This window comes from Saccharibacillus endophyticus, from assembly GCF_013185185.1.
GTDB lineage: Bacteria > Bacillota > Bacilli > Paenibacillales > Paenibacillaceae > Saccharibacillus > Saccharibacillus endophyticus.
The window spans coordinates 289,253-305,280 of sequence record NZ_JAAZWE010000002.1 but is presented as its reverse complement, the minus strand read 5'-3'; the positions used below and the strand labels follow the sequence as shown (position 1 = coordinate 305,280).

General features: G+C 52.9%; 17 protein-coding genes and 1 pseudogene. 16 read left to right on the top strand and 2 right to left on the bottom strand.

Annotated features, from left to right (window positions below; all coding sequences use genetic code 11):
• Positions 1 to 57: 57 nt before the first annotated feature.
• The 6 genes from HRQ63_RS07260 (at position 58) to HRQ63_RS07235 (ending at position 4,766) form a co-directional block, all read left to right on the top strand.
• Positions 58 to 984: an ABC transporter ATP-binding protein gene (locus HRQ63_RS07260; protein ID WP_172241325.1), complete on the top strand. Its 927-nt coding sequence runs from the start codon at positions 58 to 60 to the stop codon at positions 982 to 984.
• Positions 977 to 1,744 carry an ABC transporter permease gene (locus HRQ63_RS07255; protein WP_172241322.1) on the top strand — a complete coding sequence of 256 codons (768 nt, stop codon included), beginning with the start codon at positions 977 to 979 and terminating at the stop codon, positions 1,742 to 1,744. Before HRQ63_RS07260 ends, HRQ63_RS07255 begins: the two co-directional genes overlap by 8 nt.
• Positions 1,745 to 1,909: 165 nt before the next feature.
• Complete coding sequence (locus tag HRQ63_RS07250) at positions 1,910 to 2,794, top strand: NAD(P)-dependent oxidoreductase (protein ID WP_172241319.1); 885 nt, start codon at positions 1,910 to 1,912, stop codon at positions 2,792 to 2,794.
• A 66-nt stretch (positions 2,795 to 2,860) separates the two neighbouring features.
• Complete coding sequence (locus tag HRQ63_RS07245; protein WP_172241316.1) at positions 2,861 to 3,379, top strand: VanZ family protein; 519 nt, start codon at positions 2,861 to 2,863, stop codon at positions 3,377 to 3,379.
• Positions 3,380 to 3,445: 66 nt separating this feature from the next.
• A complete protein-coding gene (locus HRQ63_RS07240; RefSeq protein WP_172241313.1) occupies positions 3,446 to 3,913 on the top strand; it encodes a hypothetical protein in 468 nt (155 codons plus the stop codon).
• Positions 3,914 to 4,142: 229 nt separating this feature from the next.
• Positions 4,143 to 4,766 carry a hypothetical protein gene (locus HRQ63_RS07235; protein ID WP_172241310.1) on the top strand — a complete coding sequence of 208 codons (624 nt, stop codon included), beginning with the start codon at positions 4,143 to 4,145 and terminating at the stop codon, positions 4,764 to 4,766.
• Positions 4,767 to 4,886: 120 nt separating this feature from the next.
• Here HRQ63_RS07235 and HRQ63_RS07230 read toward each other — a convergent pair whose 3' ends face one another.
• Complete coding sequence (locus tag HRQ63_RS07230; RefSeq protein WP_172241307.1) at positions 4,887 to 6,266, bottom strand: alkaline phosphatase; 1,380 nt, start codon at positions 6,264 to 6,266, stop codon at positions 4,887 to 4,889.
• A 231-nt stretch (positions 6,267 to 6,497) separates the two neighbouring features.
• On the opposite strand from HRQ63_RS07230, the pseudogene HRQ63_RS25860 reads away from it, so the two are divergent.
• The 8 genes and pseudogenes from HRQ63_RS25860 to HRQ63_RS07195 all read left to right on the top strand — a co-directional run.
• Positions 6,498 to 6,698 (top strand): annotated as a pseudogene (locus HRQ63_RS25860) (hypothetical protein); the annotation flags it as partial.
• Positions 6,637 to 7,170, top strand: a complete 534-nt coding sequence (locus HRQ63_RS07225; protein WP_172241304.1) for a histidine phosphatase family protein — start codon at positions 6,637 to 6,639, stop codon at positions 7,168 to 7,170. The pseudogene HRQ63_RS25860 and the gene HRQ63_RS07225, both read left to right, overlap by 62 nt.
• Positions 7,167 to 7,631, top strand: a complete 465-nt coding sequence (locus HRQ63_RS07220; RefSeq protein WP_172241301.1) for a ribosomal maturation YjgA family protein — start codon at positions 7,167 to 7,169, stop codon at positions 7,629 to 7,631. The genes HRQ63_RS07225 and HRQ63_RS07220 overlap by 4 nt, the downstream gene beginning before the upstream one ends.
• The gene (locus tag HRQ63_RS07215) at positions 7,628 to 8,029 is read left to right on the top strand and encodes a hypothetical protein (RefSeq protein WP_172241298.1); all 402 of its coding nucleotides are present in this window, start codon (positions 7,628 to 7,630) and stop codon (positions 8,027 to 8,029) included. The genes HRQ63_RS07220 and HRQ63_RS07215 overlap by 4 nt, the downstream gene beginning before the upstream one ends.
• A 97-nt stretch (positions 8,030 to 8,126) precedes the next feature.
• Entirely contained in the window at positions 8,127 to 8,561 is a 435-nt protein-coding gene (locus HRQ63_RS07210) for a GNAT family N-acetyltransferase (protein WP_172241295.1), read from the top strand.
• A gap of 277 nt (positions 8,562 to 8,838) precedes the next feature.
• Positions 8,839 to 9,681 carry a BglG family transcription antiterminator LicT gene (licT, locus tag HRQ63_RS07205; protein WP_172241292.1) on the top strand — a complete coding sequence of 281 codons (843 nt, stop codon included), beginning with the start codon at positions 8,839 to 8,841 and terminating at the stop codon, positions 9,679 to 9,681.
• Between the two features lie 271 nt (positions 9,682 to 9,952).
• A complete protein-coding gene (locus HRQ63_RS07200) occupies positions 9,953 to 11,860 on the top strand; it encodes a beta-glucoside-specific PTS transporter subunit IIABC (protein WP_172241289.1) in 1,908 nt (635 codons plus the stop codon).
• Between the two features lie 264 nt (positions 11,861 to 12,124).
• Positions 12,125 to 13,027, top strand: coding sequence for a manganese catalase family protein (locus tag HRQ63_RS07195; RefSeq protein ID WP_037282664.1), 903 nt, complete (start codon positions 12,125 to 12,127; stop codon positions 13,025 to 13,027).
• Positions 13,028 to 13,132: 105 nt separating this feature from the next.
• On the opposite strand, the gene HRQ63_RS07190 is transcribed toward HRQ63_RS07195, so the two are convergent.
• Positions 13,133 to 13,852 (bottom strand): 3-keto-5-aminohexanoate cleavage protein, encoded by a 720-nt coding sequence (locus HRQ63_RS07190; RefSeq protein WP_172241286.1) that lies wholly within the window; start codon positions 13,850 to 13,852, stop codon positions 13,133 to 13,135.
• Positions 13,853 to 14,126: 274 nt separating this feature from the next.
• Here HRQ63_RS07190 and HRQ63_RS07185 point away from each other — a divergent pair, with 274 nt between their 5' ends.
• Positions 14,127 to 15,155: an HD-GYP domain-containing protein gene (locus HRQ63_RS07185; protein ID WP_172241283.1), complete on the top strand. Its 1,029-nt coding sequence runs from the start codon at positions 14,127 to 14,129 to the stop codon at positions 15,153 to 15,155.
• 151 nt (positions 15,156 to 15,306) lie between these two features.
• Positions 15,307 to 15,924, top strand: coding sequence for an NUDIX hydrolase (locus HRQ63_RS07180; RefSeq protein ID WP_172241280.1), 618 nt, complete (start codon positions 15,307 to 15,309; stop codon positions 15,922 to 15,924).
• Positions 15,925 to 16,028 lie beyond the last annotated feature (104 nt).

Genomic DNA, 16,028 nt, shown 5'->3' with positions numbered 1-16,028 from the left:
TTTTGTTGGCGATCTTTTGGCGTTCATCCTGTTCAATAGGAATCAGGAGGTGAGGTCATGCCGGATACGATCATCGAGATGAAAAACTTGACCAAAGCATACGGAAGCAAAACGGTTGTGAAAAGTATAGATCTTTCTGTCTATCGGGGCGAAATCGTAGGGTTGATCGGGAAAAACGGGGCAGGCAAATCGACGCTGCTCAAAATGGTCGCCGGGCTGGTTCATCCGACCTCGGGCGAACTGCATTTTTTCAATCGCGCTTCGGCCGACGGGCAATCTTTTTTCGAACGCATGGGCGTATTGATCGAGCAAGCAGGGCTTTATCCCCATTATTCCGCTTTCGAAAATTTGAAGCTGTTGGCGATCGCTTACGGTCTGCCGAACGCGAACGCGCAAATCGATCGGCTGCTGAAAACGGTCGGATTGGAAAACAGCGGTTCGGCCAAAGTAAAAAGTTTTTCGTTAGGCATGAAGCAGAGGCTGGGCATCGCGGCCGCACTGCTTGGAAGTCCCGACGTTCTGCTGTTGGACGAGCCGGTTAACGGATTGGACCCGCAAGGGATCGTCGAGATTCGCGCGCTGATCCGGGAACTGAACAAAGACGGATTGACGATCCTGATTTCCAGCCATATCTTGGAGGAACTGTCCAAGATCGCGACCAAATACGCCATTATCCATCAAGGCGAAATGGTCGAAGTGATTTCGGCGGACGACCTTCTGCACAAATGCGAAGAGCGGATCGAGCTGAGATTGGAAGCGATCGAGGCGGCGATTCCCGTTTTGGAGCGCGAATTGAAGATTACGGATTATAAAGTATCGGATAACAATACGGTGTATGTGTATGAAGAAGGCGCGCAGATTCGGCAGATTTCGAAAACGTTGATCGAACACGGGATCGAGATCGATTCGATTCACAAGCATCAGCAAAGTCTGGAGCAATATTTCCTGGCACGAACCGAACAGGCGGGTGAACGGCATGCTTAATCTTTTGAAAATGGACGCGTACCGTTTTATCCGCAATAAAACGATGTATATGCTGCTGTTGTTGTTTTGCGCTTTTCAGATTTTCGGCATTTTCATGATGGGGCAGTATTCGCAGGAGATGGAAGCAGGCGGAGGCGTCGCGGTCGGCAGCCTTGACGCGAGCGAATTTATTCAGTACACGCTGTCCCAGCCGCCTTCCTGGATGCTGCTCTACATTACGGTGTTCGTCGTTTACTTTTATATGAGCGAATATCAATCGGGCTTCGGAAAAAACTACATGTCTATGCGCCGGGCGCGAATCTACACGATCTTGGCTAAAATATGGATCTCGGCGCTGTTCGTCGGACTGCTTTTTTTGACGATGCTGGTGTCCGATTGGATCGGTCGCGGGTTGTTTTTCGACAATACGACATGGGGAGATGCCGGTTATTTCGTCAAATTGCTGATCGGACAATTTTTGCTGCATTGGGCATTCGCGATCTTGATGTTATGCATAACGGTGTTATGCAAAAATCTGTTAGCCGGCGTCATCATCGGATTCGTGCTGGCTTTGAACATTCCGGGCATGCTGCTGGGCGCTTTGGAGTCATTGATGAACGGAGTGAATATTTCGCAGTATTGGCTGGTCAACACGCTGGTTGCCGTCAAAGACTTCAACGACGCCGGCGAATTCGCGCAGACGCTGCTGGTGGCGTTCGTCTTTATCGTTTTGTTCGCGGCAATAGCCGTTCGTCACAAAATACGGGAAGATTTGAACTGAATAAGATCCGAAAAAGTCAGGCGCATTTCTGGCGATCCGGTACGGATCGTCCGGGAATGCGCCTGACATGACTCCGGCTGCCGATTCGGGTATGCTGTAGAAGAGATTCTGCACGCAAAGCCGAAACAACCCATCATGAATCGCGGAAAAGGAGTGCATAGGAACATGACAAAATTGGCGTGGATCGGAACCGGATATATGGGGCTGCCGATGGCTCGGAATTTGTTGAAAGCCGGACATGAAGTTAACGTCTACAATCGGACTCCGGCAAAAGCGGAGCCGCTCGCAGACGATGGCGGCAAGATCGTTTCTTCGCCGAAAAAGGCGGCGGAAGAAGCCGAAGCGGTCTTTATCATGCTGACTAAAGGAGCGGCGGTAGAAGCTGTTCTGGAAGGGGAAGAAGGGCTGCTTGCAGGGTTGGCGCCTAATGCCGTCGTCGTAAACATGAGCACGATCGCGCCGGGAGAAGCGCGTGAATTCGCACAGCGGATACAGTCGGCCGGAGGGATTTATGTCGACGCTCCGGTATCCGGATCGGTCGCTCCGGCGGTTAACGGCCAGTTGGTCATTCTGGCCGGAGGTGCGGAAGCCGCGGTGGAACAGTGTCGTCCTTTCTTCGACGTCTTGGGGAAAAAGACGATTGTTTTCGGGGAAGTCGGCGCCGGAAGTTCGGCCAAGCTGTCGATCAATCTGCTGCTCGGCGTGATGGCGCAGGGGATTTCCGAAGCGCTGCTGGCCGGGGAGCATGCCGGGTTGCGGCGCGAGCAGTTGATGGAGATGATCGGGGAATCCGCGGTCAATACGCCGATGCTCGCCGCCAAAAAAGACATGTGGATGAACGAGGAGTTCCCGGCCGCGTTCATGGTCAGCCTGCTGTCGAAGGACTTGGGTCTGCTGACGGCCGAAGCGAAGCGCGAAGGACTGGATTTGCCGCTTGCGGAAGCCGTAGACCGTACCTACTCGGACGCCGTGCAAAGCGGCAAAGGGGAGTTGGATATGGCTGCCGTATGGCTGGAGCTGAAAGAGGGGCTTCCGGGCAGCAGCGATTAAAAAAGAGAGTCGGAAACGCAGGGCGGATAGGCGTTCCGGCTGAGCGTCAAAAAGGAGTTTTGCTGCATGAAAGCCAAAGTAATCGTCGTTAAAGTGTTGGCCGGCCTGGTCTTGCTGGGTTACGGAGGGCTGCTGCTCTATTGGATGTTCTGGGGCTTCGGCCGTTCGGCGCATATTAGCGGCGATTTTCGTTATAACATCGTACCGTTCGAGACCATTCAGTTGTTCGCCCGTTCGGCAAGCTGGGATAATCTTCGGGCTCCGCTGATTAATTTGGCGGGTAATGTGGCGGTATTCGTTCCGTTCGGGGTGTTGTTTCCGATACTTTTCGGAAAATGCCGGAACTACTTCGGGTTTTTGACTCGTTTTCTGTTATTCATCGTGATTCTGGAACTGGCACAAGGCGTGCTTGGAGCAGGAGTTGCCGATGTCGACGATGTAATTCTGAACAGTATCGGCGCAAGCCTTGGTTACATCGGCTATCGGTTGATTGCCGGTCCCGGGAAAAAAAGGAACGGGCGCGGACATGCAAGAACCCGTTCCGCCAATGCCCGCAGCCGCTCCGGCCAAGAGCGGAGGAGATAAGATATGATCGTGCAAACCGTGCTGATCCGCTGAATGAAAGATACGCGCGGAGAACCTTATGCGTCTTTGCGTACTCATCAACCGGCTGCTTTTCCTCTTCCTGCAGCAATCCCGACGAATCCTTATCCACTGGAAAAAGAGCGGATACTTGTACATCGGCTTGTTTTCCATCAAACGGTAAAAGGAATTGAGCAGGTAGACGATACCTGTGAATGGCTGCCTATGCCTGCTGCCGACATGGAGATCAGCCACGCAAAACTTCCTGGTTTATTTCCGCGGCGGCATGCAGAATATATAGCGGTTCGTTTCGGCTATGATCCATCGTTCGGGAAGCCGGTTCGCACGGATGATCGGAGCGGTCTGCTGGATGAGTTGGCTTTTGTATTGGGAAAAGGGCAATACGGCCGAATCATCATTAACGGTAGGCGCACGATCGAAGAGGGCAGCGTATATGTACTTCGAACTTTCAACTTATGGAATACGGAAGATGCTAGTAGCTTGTCAACTCTTAATCAGAGGATTACGCTTGGCTGAAATACACACGCTTTAGGTGTGTTTTAGCCAGGCGTAACCTTACTTTTAGCGTTGACAAGGTGCTGAAGTGTTGAACAGCGATCGATTGTATCGAGACCCGGACTATGTCCGTACTTACCTCGCCTCTTTATGGTAATCGAACAAGCAACAAATTTCGGGAGGACGCAACTTGCGTCCTTCTTTTTGCGTTTAGAGAATAATGAGACAAGGACAGAGGAGGGAACCCGCTATGAACGCCAGCAGACACCGAGGAGTCCTATCTTTGCTGCTGCTCCTGATGATCGCCGTTACGACGCTGGGAGCCGGGCTTACGATTGCTGCAAAGCCGGCTATCGCATGCAGCTGCGCGATATCGGATACGAACAGTTCCATTGCTTACGCAGACCGCATTTTTGCCGGAACCGTCGCGGAACGGCGAGAAACGCCGCCCGATTTAAGCGGCCTTCGTTCAAGCGCCGATCCGGTATATTACGTGTTCGAAGTCGATCAAGCCTGGAAAGGCGAAGTTTACGAAACGACGACGCTCTACAGCGCTGCATTTTCCGCATCTTGCGGCATGGAGTTTGTGCAGGGAGAAAAATATCTGGTGTTTGCTAAACAAGGAAACGGAATGCCTACCACCACATTGTGCTCCGGCAGCGAAGCCTATCAGGGAACGACCGATCCCGCAGCCGTGAAAAAGTTGGGCGAACCTGTTGAGCTTCTCTCAGGCTCTTCCCCCGGAACTCCCGGCGGAGACTGGGGAACCTTGGACGGAGCTTCATCGTTACTATGGTGGGCCGGCGGTGCGCTTGTCCTGCTGCTTACGGTATTTACGGTAATCAAAGCCGTCCGCGCCAACCGCCGCCGTTAAAAGCAGCTGCGGATCAACTGCGGTACGTTGATGCTTAATGCGCGCAAAAAGCACGTAACCGCGAGGGCTGCGTGCTGGCTGCGTTCAAACGTTGATTTTGTTTATTCGGCTATCCATTTGTTAACGCGTCGGTTTTCCGCCCAACAGTTCGAAAATGATCTTCGCATTGTCCGTGTTGTCGATCAGACCCGCGAACCGATCGCTGCTCGGGCCGTAAGCATAGACCGGAACATCTTCCCCCGTATGGCCGCCGGTCGTCCAACCGGTGAACGAGCGGGCATTGAAGATCGCTTCGATCGCGTTATCGATCGTCGTCGCGTCTTTGCTTTCGGCTGCTTTTTTCACGGAGGCCCGTTCTGCGGCCGTTAGCTTCAGCTTGATGTTCTGGAGCAGCACTTTATCGACGGACTCGCCGGCCGCGATTTTGGCTGCCATATAGTCCGGGGTACGAACGGCCGCTTTGATCGGCGCGACGTTGAAATTGTATTCGCCGTTTGCGCCGAGGCTAAGTCCGCCTGTCGAATGGTCGGCCGTAGCGACAACGAGCGTATTGCCGTCTTTTTTCGCGAAATCGATCGCGGCTTGGAACGCGCCCGCGAAGTCTTCCATCTCGCTCATCGCTCCGACGATATCGTTATCATGGCCTGCCCAGTCGATCTGACTGCCTTCGACCATCAGGAAAAAGCCTTTGTCGTTGTCGCTCAGGCGGTCGAGTGCGGCATTCGTCATTTCTTTCAGGGAAGGCGTGGCGGACGTGCGATCGATCATCTTATCCAGGCCGCCGTCGGCGAACAAGCCCAGCAGCTGTTCGTCTTTATTGGCCAAAAGCCCTTTGCGGTCCGTTACATAACCGAAGCCCGCTTTTTTGAATTCGGCAGTCAAATCGCGGTCTTTACGCGCGAAATTGCTTTTTCCGCCGCCGAGCAGGACGTCGATCTTGTGCTGTCCGCCGATCATTTCGTCGAAATAGTCGTCGGCGATGGCGTCCATGTTTTTCCGGCTGATATCGTGCGCGCCGTAGGCAGCCGGCGTAGCATGCGTGATCTCGGAAGTCGCGACGAGCCCGGTGGACATTCCGTTTTCTTTGGCTTGTTCCAGAACCGTCTTGACTTCCGTCTGGTCGTTATCGACAGCGATCGCTGCGTTATAAGTCTTGACGGCTGCCGACATCGCGGTCGCCGCCGAAGCGGAATCGGTAATGTTCTGATGCTCGTCTTCAGGGTACGTGGTTTGCATGCCGACAAGGTACGGATCGAATACGGTTTTTTCCATCGTCGGCGTAGAGGCTTTATCGATCATGTAACGGTATGCGGCCGTGTAGGAAGGACCCATTCCGTCGCCGATCAGAAAGATGACGTTTTTGACCGTGCCGTCTGCTTGAGCTTGAGTCGCGGTTGGTGCGGCAGGAGCTGTCGGAGTCGTGGCACCGATCCATGCGGGAGCCGCGGCAAGCGTTAAACCCAGTACGGCAGGCAGTCCTTTTTTTAACAAGCGATTCATCGTAAAATCCTCCTCTGAGTATGTATCTTTCGGAACGAAAATAATTGAACACATGCTCAAGTATATCCATGAATATGAAATCACATACATACTTGTGTAAAAAATATGCAAAACGCAAAACGCTGAAAGCAAGAAGATTTTGGTACGAACGGCGCTTCCATTTTTAATGAAGGGAAGGTACAGTGAAAGCAAGCCTGACCGTGGAGGGATCGAATACAGAATTTCATATGCGGCGACGTGATGCGTGATGTGATCGCGCATGAGATTCATCATATCGGGCCGCTTTCGATCCGGTCGAGAGAGTCGGGAAAAAAATCGGTTACTGCGAATTTGATTTTGCAGGCCCGGTTGAAGGAAAGGTGCGAAGAAATTGACGATTTTTTATTTGATTCGGCATGGCGAGCCGGATTGGCATACGTACAAACCGCTTAATCTTAAAGGCAACGGACGCGACTTGGTGCCTTTGACGTCGCATGGGCGCAGTCAGATTCTGGAGACGGCAGAAGATCCAAGGCTGGGCCGCGCCGAGCTTATTCTCTCTTCGCCGTATACCCGCGCGATGCAGACGGCCGCGATCTTGTCGAGGCGGCTGGATCTGGATATCGCGGTCGAATACGATTTACGAGAATGGCAGCCCGATCTGACGTTCGAATACAATAGCGAGGAGCGGATGCGCGAGCTGCGTGACGATTACAATCGTTACGGCGGAACGCACCCGGCGGGCGAACGGAAATTATGGGAAAGCCGCGATTCCCTTCTTCGTCGGATCGAAGGCGTGCTGGATCGGTACCGGGAATATTCGAAGGTGATCGTGGCCGGGCACGGCACGATATTCGGCACGCTGGTCGGGCGCGCCGATATCGCTCAAGGCGAGATTGTCGAGTATGAGGGATACGGGAAATGAGAAGCGAACGCAAAACTCGTCATCGCAAGCGATTTGATCTGCGCAAGCGCACGTTCTACCTGATCGCGCTGATGATTGTAATGCTGCTGGGGTTAGCTTCGAGAGCCTATGCCGGCATGCTGCCCGAATTTTGGGCAAATCATGCGGGAGACGCGTTATGGGCAGCGCTGGTTTATTTGCTTGTTCGTATGCTGATTCCCGGTTATCGGACATGGATATGCGCGCTCGGTGCATTGCTGCTTAGCTTCGGAATAGAATTCAGCCAGCTTTATCGCGCGGAATGGTTGGATGCGCTGCGCTCCACGACACTCGGTGCGCTAGTGTTGGGACGCGGGTTTCTGGCGGTCGACTTGGTACGTTACGCGGCAGGGATTATTGTGTGTTGGGGCGCGGATATCAGCGTGTTGCACCTATGGAGCCGGAACACGGATACGAATTCGAGCAAGGAGGAGAATAGATGAAAAAAATCATAATCGGCTCTGTGCTTACGCTTGCGGGAACCTGGATCGTCGGCTTCATATTCATCGCGGCCGTGCTGTTCGTGCCGAATATGTCTTCATGGGACGGAACGCGGGTCTGGTATGCGATCTTCGGCGGAGGGCCTTACGAAGCGGATTTGAAGCAAAGCATGGCACTCGGACTTCCTTTTGCCATCGGTGTGTTAATGTTTGCCGCGGGCATCGTGATTCTGGCTATCGAGTTTTTCCGCCCGGAGTCTAATCGCGAACGAATGCCTGCCCCGGTTCGCCCGGTTGCGAGCGAAGGGAACGGGGGGCCGAAGCTTCCGACCTTCCCCGCAGATCAACCGCGGGCCAAAGAAAACGAAGATATTCCGACCATGAAGGAAGTTCAATCTTGAACGCAAATGCGGGTTCGCGCGCGTCGGCATTCGCAATCCCGGACATCCGCGCGACGAGAGCTTGATTTTTGAAAAAGCGGTTTTGGAGGAAAAATAAATGATCGAAATTCGTATGCTGCAAGTCGGCGATCTGCCGCAGCTTGCTGCCCTCTACGGGGAATTGGTTGAAGAAAAATCGTCGCCCGAAGCGATGCGCGGCACCTTTGACAAGATTGCGTCCGACGACAATTACCGATTGCTGGGGGCTTTTGAAGACGGACGGTTGGCAGGGAGCCTCATGGGCGTGATTTGCGAAGATTTAATTGGCGAATGCCGTCCTTTTATGGTTATTGAGAATGTGATCGTATCGGAAGCTTTTCGCGGTAAAAAGGTGGGCAAGCTGCTGATGCAAGAGGCGGAGCGGATCGCTCGCGAACGCCGTTGCGCCTATGCGCTGCTTGTATCAAGCGGGTTCCGCAAGGAAGCTCATGCGTTTTACGAATCGCTCGGCTATACGGAAGATGTGCGCGGATTTCGTCAAAGACTGGACTGAGGGGCTTTCCCTCGTCCATTGTCCTTTTTTCAAAAAAATCAAGCTTGCGTCTTGTAATCGCTTTATACGCTGTGCTACAATGGGGCAGACAACAGGATTGTGACCGGTAATGCGGGCAATGCCTAAGTTAACTCAAATATTATTAACTCCGGGAGTCTTTTCGACTGCCCGACTTGATGATATTTGCATTAACTTAGGCTTTTTTTATCTCTGAATTGCTCAAAAGCTTCGGCAGCGGGCAATCTTAAATGCGCGATGGCAGTCGGGAGTGAGAAGAATGATTATAGAAAAAGTGCTGAATAACAATGTGCTGCTGACCCGTAACGCGAAAGGGAAAGAAGTCATCGTGATGGGACGGGGAATCTCTTTTAACAAAGTCATCGGGGACGCCGTCGATGAACATAAGATCGATAAAATCTTCATGTTGAACACGAATGAGCTTACCGCGAGATTGACCGAACTGTTGAACGATATTCCGGTCGCGCATTTGGAGACGGTGAAGTCGATCGTCGAACACGCGGGCCGGGTGCTCGGCGAAGAATTGAACGATAATATCTATCTGTCGCTGACCGACCATATCTCGTACGCGATCGATCGGCACAGCAAAGGCATCGATTTCAAAAACGCGATGCTGTTCGAAATCAAGCGTTTTTATAAAAAAGAGTATGCCATCGGGCAGGATGCGCTCAAGATGATCAAAGAGCAGCTGGACGTTCGGCTGCCGGAAGACGAAGCGGGCTTTATCGCCCTGCATATCGTCAACGCGCGTACCGACGGTGCAGAGATGCGCCTGACGATGGAGATGACGGAGATCGTGCATCATATCCTCAATATCGTCACCTACCACTACGGCATCGTGCTCGACGAATCTTCGCTTAGCTACTCGCGGTTTCTGACGCATTTGCAATACTTCTCGATGCGGCTGCTGCGTCATGAGGTGCAAGACAGCGGTGAAGATTTCTTGTACGAGCAGGTGCGCAAAAGCTATGTCAAAGCCTTTGATTGCGTCAAAAAGATCGACGATTACTTGCAAAGCACGTACCATCAATCGCTCAGCAAAGACGAATACGTTTATCTGACGATTCATATCCAACGCATCACGACGCGCGGGGAAGAATAAGATCCGCACCATCAATTCCATATTTTTTTATCGGACGCAGGGTGTAACTGGTCATGCAGGCAAAACCTGAGCTGGTGAGAGAACGAACGTTTTTTGCGAAAGTCTTTTTGCGCGAAAACCGTCTGTTCCGTCACGAGTTCAGGTTTTTCTGCGTTTTACGGGGAAAGCAACGGGCAGCCGGCGCTCGTTGGTTCCGGGATAAAACGCAGCAAAGCGAACTCGGCGGTCGATCGGTAACAGGCATGTCATTATCCAATAGGGAGGCCTCATCATGAGCGCGAAAGATCAAGAAATTGCGAAAAAAGTTATCGAAGGCGTAGGCGGCGAAAGCAATGTCAGCTCCGTTTTCCACTGTGCGACGCGTCTGAGATTCAAGTTGAAAGATACGGCCAAAGCGGATAAAGAAGGATTGAACAATACGCCGGGGGTGGTTACGGTCGTAGAGAGCGGCGGTCAGTTCCAAGTCGTCATCGGCAACAACGTGCCTGAAGTATTCAAGGGCATCATGGATCAAACCAGCCTGAAAGATGCGGAGAGTGCCGATAAAGCCGAAGAGTCCGGCGAAAAAGGAAGCTGGCTGAACCGCGCGGTCGACATGATCTCCAGCATCTTCTCGCCGCTGCTCGGCGCGTTGGCCGGAGCCGGGGTACTCAAAGGTCTCGTCGCCCTGTTCCTGGTCATGGGTTGGATCTCCGAAGATTCGGGCACGTACCTGATCTTGAACGCCGCGTCCGACAGCGTGTTCACGTTCCTGCCGATCTTCCTGGCGATCACGTCGTCGCGCCGCTTCAAGACCAATATGTTCGTCTCCGTCGCCATCGCGGGCGCGCTCGTGTATCCGGCGATTGCCGCCGCGCAATCGGCCGGAACCGCGCTGAACTTCTTCGGCATTCCGATCGTGCTGGTCACGTACACGTCGACGGTCATCCCGGTCATTCTGGCGGTATGGGTCCAGTCTTACGTCGAGAAATTCTTCGCGTCGTTCGTGCACCAATCGGTCAAAAACATTCTCGTGCCGATGCTGACGCTGCTCGTCGTCGTGCCGCTTACGTTCCTCGCGTTCGGTCCGGTCGGCAATATCATCAGCGAAGGCTTGGCAAGCGGCTATACCTGGTTGTACAACCTCAGTCCGATCGTCGCGGGTCTGATCGCGGGCGGATTCTGGCAAGTGTTCGTGATCTTCGGCGTTCACTGGGGCTTCGTGCCGATCATGCTCAGCAACTTGGGTACCATCGGTTACGACACCATGCTGCCGATGCTGGCCGCACCGGTGCTGGCTCAAGCCGGCGCGCTGTTCGGCATTTTCCTCAAAGCCAAAAACCGCGATCTTAAAGCCCTGTCCGGTTCGGCAACATTGGCGGGGATCTTCGGGATTACGGAACCGGGGATCTACGGGATTACGCTCAAGTATAAAAAACCGTTCATTCTGGCTTGTATCTCCGGCGCGGTCGGCGCGGCAATCATCGGCGCCGGCGGCGGACGCGCGATCTCGTTCGCTTTGCCTAGCGTATTGGCGATCCCGGCTTATGTCGGAACGGGTTTTGCGACTACGGTCATCGGGATCGTCGTCGCGTTCGCGTTGGCTGCGCTGCTGAATCTGTTCCTGTTCAAAGAACCTGTTGCGGAAGCAAACGCAAACCATGCGCCTGCTAAGACTTCCGACGGACAACCGGCAGCGGCTCGCGTTGAAGAAGCCGTTACGACTCCGGCAGAAAGCCTGCTCAAAAAAGAAATCATCGTCAGCCCGCTGGAAGGCGCGATTCAAGCGTTGGACACTTTGCCTGACCCTGCATTCTCGTCGGGCGCGATGGGACAAGGCATCGTGGTCGATCCGACCTCCGGTCATCTGACTTCTCCGGCTGCGGGCACCGTTACGACGGTATTCCCGACCGGACATGCTATCGGCATTACGACGGACGGCGGCGCGCAGTTGTTGATCCACGTCGGAGTGAACACGGTTCGCCTCAAAGGCCAATTTTTCGATAAAAAGGTCAAAGAGGGCGATCGCGTCGAAGTCGGTCAACTGCTGCTTGAATTCGACCTGGAACAGATCAAAGCCGCAGGCTACGTGACGGCGACTCCGGTTATCGTAACCAACTCGGCCGAATATCTCGACGTGCTGAAGTCGACGGAATCTGCCGCGAAAAACGGCGACTACCTGCTGAGCACTGTCGTTTAAACGGTTCGCCGTCCGTCTCGGCAGTGCGGTTCGGCTGTCGATAGATGCCGCATTCAAAGCTCCGCGATCCCTTTACAAAAGGATCGCGGAGCTTTTTGTTGTTCAACGCCCGCCGTTTGCCGAATCGGCTGAACGATCCGTCGATCCATTTTTGAAAAAAGTGTGAATATGGAGCGATTTATTCGCTTTTTTTGTTTGAAAAAATCCCGGGGGTTTAATAGTGCATAGTTATACACTTCATCTACGATTGGGAGGAAGACTTGCATGTTCAAACGTATGGAAGAGATCATGATCGAAATTCCCGATGTTGAAAAGCCGGATCCTAACGCCGCCGCCGCGGTGCACGAGCTGTTGGGAGGCAAGTTCGGCGAGATGTCCACGTTGAACAACTATCTGTATCAATCGTTTAATTTCCGCTCCAAGTCCAAGCTTCGCCCGTTCTACGATCTCGTGATGAGCATCACGGCCGAGGAGCTGGGCCACGTCGAGTTGGTCAGCCACGGCATCAATAAAATTATGCAAGGATCGACTTCGCCGGGCGACCCGGATAAAAATCCGCTCGAATCCGTAAAAGACGCCCGCTTCTCATATCCGTTCCTGGCCGGCGCGCAAGGGGCGATGCCGTTCGATTCCATGGGGAACCCGTGGACCGGCGCCAACGTTTTCAACAGCGGCAATCTGGTGGAGGACCTGCTTCATAATTTCTTCCTGGAATGCGGGGCGCGTACGCACAAGATGAAAGTGTACGAAATGACCGATCATCCTGCTGCCAGAGCCGTGGTCGGCTTCTTGTTGGTACGCGGCGGCGTTCACGTGGTGGCCTATGCCAAAGCGCTCGAAGTGGCAACCGGCGTCAATGTCACCAAGTTGATTCCGATTCCTTCGCTGGATAACCGGAAATTCAATGAATCCCGGAAGTACGAAGAAAAAGGCGTGCACACGAAGCTGTACACGTGGAGCGATAACGATTTTACGACGATCGATCAGATCTGGAAAGGGACCCACCCCGAAGACGGATCGGCGCTCGAAGTTATTCACGGCGTCCCGAAAGGCGTGCCGATTCCGGAAGCGCCGCCGCTCGACGAAGAATTCGCGCCGGGCATTTCAGCGGACGAATTCAAAGAAATCGCGAAGCGCCTGAAGCAATCCGGCAACATCAAAGAATAAGTCAAAGCGCGATATAGAATAAAAAAGAAGCCGTGTTTCTCGTAAAGAGAAGCACGGCTGTTTGTTTTGCGTATATAATCGAGTCAAGCGCGACGGTCCGACGTTTCAAAAACGCCCTTCGATCAGCTTCGCCGTCCGGACCAATTCTTCATTATCTTTGGCGGCAAGGCCGGAGAGCAGCATGCTGCCGTCTTCAAGTCCGATTCGACCGCCGAATCCTTGCAGCATCGCCTCTATGTACATGGGCCACATGGTCGCATCGGAGCCGTGCAGCAGAATAGGCAGCGTACACCCTGCGCGCTTCAATACTTTGCGGATATTGCGCACGATGGAAGACTCCCGCCCGGGATGGGGATTATGAATCCCGATCAGCACTCTCAGGCATGATTCGCAGCCGGGCATGGCGACGAAGCGTTCCGCATCCGCTTCGGAACAAAGGCCGGCTTCAACATCGATTCCCCGGGACATCGCTGTTGCAATGATCCATTCCGCATCAGGCTCATGGATATTGATCGAGACGTAGTCCGGAACGACATGCCAAGAACGTAGAAGCTGCATGCGCGCCGCACTATCCGGCAATATCGACCAGGCGGTCGAGATTCCGATAGGGACGCCCGGCACACGTTCGCGTACTGCCAAAAGAATGCGAGCGACGTCGTCCGCCGTAAGGCTTTCTTTGCCTTCCCGGTCACGAATATGGATATGCAGCTCGGCTGCTCCGGCACGAACCGATTTTTCGGCGTCGCTTGCGATTTCCTCCGATGTATAAGGAACCGCCGGATGGTCTTCTCGGGTCCGGGAGCCGTTCAAACAAGCTTGCAGCATGCGGCGTCCTCCTTCTGGTCAACGAGCGCTAATACTAGTATATTCCAATTATCGGAAGGTGATAGCGTTTTTTCAAGTCCCCCAATGCTTATATTTTCTTTTATTTATGTCTATATTTTTCCAGTAAATTCATAAAAGGATAGTCACTTTGCCTTATTTATCGCTCTTTTTACCCGACTAAAGTCGTCATTCGCGCCTGCTTACTAATAAAAAAAAATTTGTATCCGATATTTTTTATAAAAGGAAGTTGTAAGTAAATCGAGGGGGTTGTCCATTGCGAATCCATGTAACGGATCTTCAACAAGGCGATATGCTGAAAGAAGATGCATTTAACCCGGCGGGTTTGCACGTACTGCCAAGAGGAACAGTCGTGAAGATCGAGGAGACCGATCTGCTGAACCGGCACAAAATCGACTATGTCGAGATCGAACCGCGTGGTTCCGAGACAGGACCGGGCGTACTGAGCGCCGTTATGCAGAGTCATATCGAGCTTGCCATTCGCGGTTATCAGTCCATCTTCTTGGAAGCTTTGACCAGCGGGAAGTTCGAGGAGTCCACGGTCGATCTTCAGCTTGAACCGCTGCTGCGTACCGTCGACGAACATCGCGATATCGTATCGCTGCTGCTCGTGCTCGAACGCGAAGACGTAAGTTTGTATAATCACTCGATGCAAGTCGGCATGTTGTCGTATTACATGGCGACCTGGCTGGGTTATTCGCGCGAAGAGTGCTATGCGGTCAGCAAAGCCGGTTATTTGCACGACATCGGCAAAAGCAAAATTTCGCCGACGATTCGCAATCGGACGGATTATTTGACCGAATACGATATGCAAGAACTGCGCAAGCATGCAAAACTGGGCCATGACGTGATCAAAAATTCGATGAATGACGAAACGACCGCTCTTGTGGCGCTTCAGCACCATGAACGCGAGGACGGTTCGGGTTATCCGCAGGGATTGACCAAACCTGACATTCATCCTTATTCGCAGATCGTAGCCGTAGCCGATACATACTTGAGATTGTCCGAAGGCAAAAAGGGCGAGCCGAAGCGTCCGCTGCTCGATATTTTGCGCGAAGTGAGCGAGTTGGGCTTCGGCAAATTGAACGAAAAGCCGGTGCAGGCGCTCGTGCAGCATCTGATGTCCAATCTGATCGGAAAAAACGTTCGTTTGAGCAGCGGAGATACGGGCACGATCATTTTGAATAATCCGTCCGACATCTTTAAGCCGCTCGTGCGCGTCGGCGATCATTTCCATGATTTGTCGCGGGAACGGAATTTGGCGGTTGAAGAAGTTTTTTTGTAAACGAACCCTTTTAAAAGGCTTTCCGAAATTTTTCGGAGAGCCTTTTTGCATCGGAACGTGCATAAACTCGGCGAAAAGAAAAGGAGGGATTTTATTCATCGATCTCGAACGAACAGTAATGGTATATAACTATGTACGAGGAGGAGCGCAGATGCAACCGAAGTGGTTGGAGTGGGCCAAACAAATCCAGGCGATCAGCCAGGCGGGATTGGAATATTCCAAAGACATCTACGATCTGGAGCGTTTCGAGATGTTGAGAACGATCAGTCTGGAAATCATGCACGAGTATACCGGAGTCGAGACTGCGCAGCTGCGCGAGCTGTTCGCGGGAGAGACCGGATACGCGACACCGAAGGTGGATGTGCGGGGCGTCATTTTCCGAGAAGGTAAAGTACTGCTGGTGCGCGAACGTCTGGACGGAGCTTGGTCTCTGCCGGGAGGCTGGGCGGATATCGGTTTGTCGGCTAAGGAGAATGTCGTGAAAGAGATTGCGGAGGAAACGGGATACACGGCAGAAGCGGGAAAACTGCTGGCCGTTCTCGATAAAAAGTTCCACGATCATCCGGTTTCGCCTTTTCATGTGTACAAAATGTTTATCCGCTGCGAAATTACGGGAGGGGAGGCCGCCGCGACGATGGAGACGAGCGAAGTCGGATTTTTCGGCGAAGAAGACTTGCCGCCGCTCTCGATCGAGCGAAACACGGAGCATCAAGTGAAAGAAATGTTCGAGTACCTGCGCAATCCGGAGCGTGCGGCATGGGTGGATTGACAGAGGACGCTTTGACGAATACGCGATAATCGAGCTATAGCGCTGTATATTTCCTATAATTAAAAATCAACACATGAAAAATTCATGATAGAATCTACCGATTG

Excerpts from the sequence above, each read along its gene's own strand:
- HRQ63_RS07255 (WP_172241322.1), top strand. The coding sequence starts at position 977 with ATGCTTAATCTTTTGAAAATGGACGCGTACCGTTTTATCCGCAATAAA.
- HRQ63_RS07245 (WP_172241316.1), top strand. The coding sequence starts at position 2,861 with ATGAAAGCCAAAGTAATCGTCGTTAAAGTGTTGGCCGGCCTGGTCTTG.
- HRQ63_RS07250 (WP_172241319.1), top strand. The coding sequence starts at position 1,910 with ATGACAAAATTGGCGTGGATCGGAACCGGATATATGGGGCTGCCGATG.
- licT (WP_172241292.1), top strand. The coding sequence starts at position 8,839 with ATGATTATAGAAAAAGTGCTGAATAACAATGTGCTGCTGACCCGTAAC.
- HRQ63_RS07260 (WP_172241325.1), top strand. The coding sequence starts at position 58 with ATGCCGGATACGATCATCGAGATGAAAAACTTGACCAAAGCATACGGA.
- HRQ63_RS07195 (WP_037282664.1), top strand. The coding sequence starts at position 12,125 with ATGTTCAAACGTATGGAAGAGATCATGATCGAAATTCCCGATGTTGAA.
- HRQ63_RS07190 (WP_172241286.1), bottom strand. The coding sequence starts at position 13,852 with ATGCTGCAAGCTTGTTTGAACGGCTCCCGGACCCGAGAAGACCATCCG.
- HRQ63_RS07230 (WP_172241307.1), bottom strand. The coding sequence starts at position 6,266 with ATGAATCGCTTGTTAAAAAAAGGACTGCCTGCCGTACTGGGTTTAACG.
- HRQ63_RS07215 (WP_172241298.1), top strand. The coding sequence starts at position 7,628 with ATGAAAAAAATCATAATCGGCTCTGTGCTTACGCTTGCGGGAACCTGG.
- HRQ63_RS07220 (WP_172241301.1), top strand. The coding sequence starts at position 7,167 with ATGAGAAGCGAACGCAAAACTCGTCATCGCAAGCGATTTGATCTGCGC.
- HRQ63_RS07210 (WP_172241295.1), top strand. The coding sequence starts at position 8,127 with ATGATCGAAATTCGTATGCTGCAAGTCGGCGATCTGCCGCAGCTTGCT.
- HRQ63_RS07180 (WP_172241280.1), top strand. The coding sequence starts at position 15,307 with ATGCAACCGAAGTGGTTGGAGTGGGCCAAACAAATCCAGGCGATCAGC.
- HRQ63_RS07200 (WP_172241289.1), top strand. The coding sequence starts at position 9,953 with ATGAGCGCGAAAGATCAAGAAATTGCGAAAAAAGTTATCGAAGGCGTA.
- HRQ63_RS07235 (WP_172241310.1), top strand. The coding sequence starts at position 4,143 with ATGAACGCCAGCAGACACCGAGGAGTCCTATCTTTGCTGCTGCTCCTG.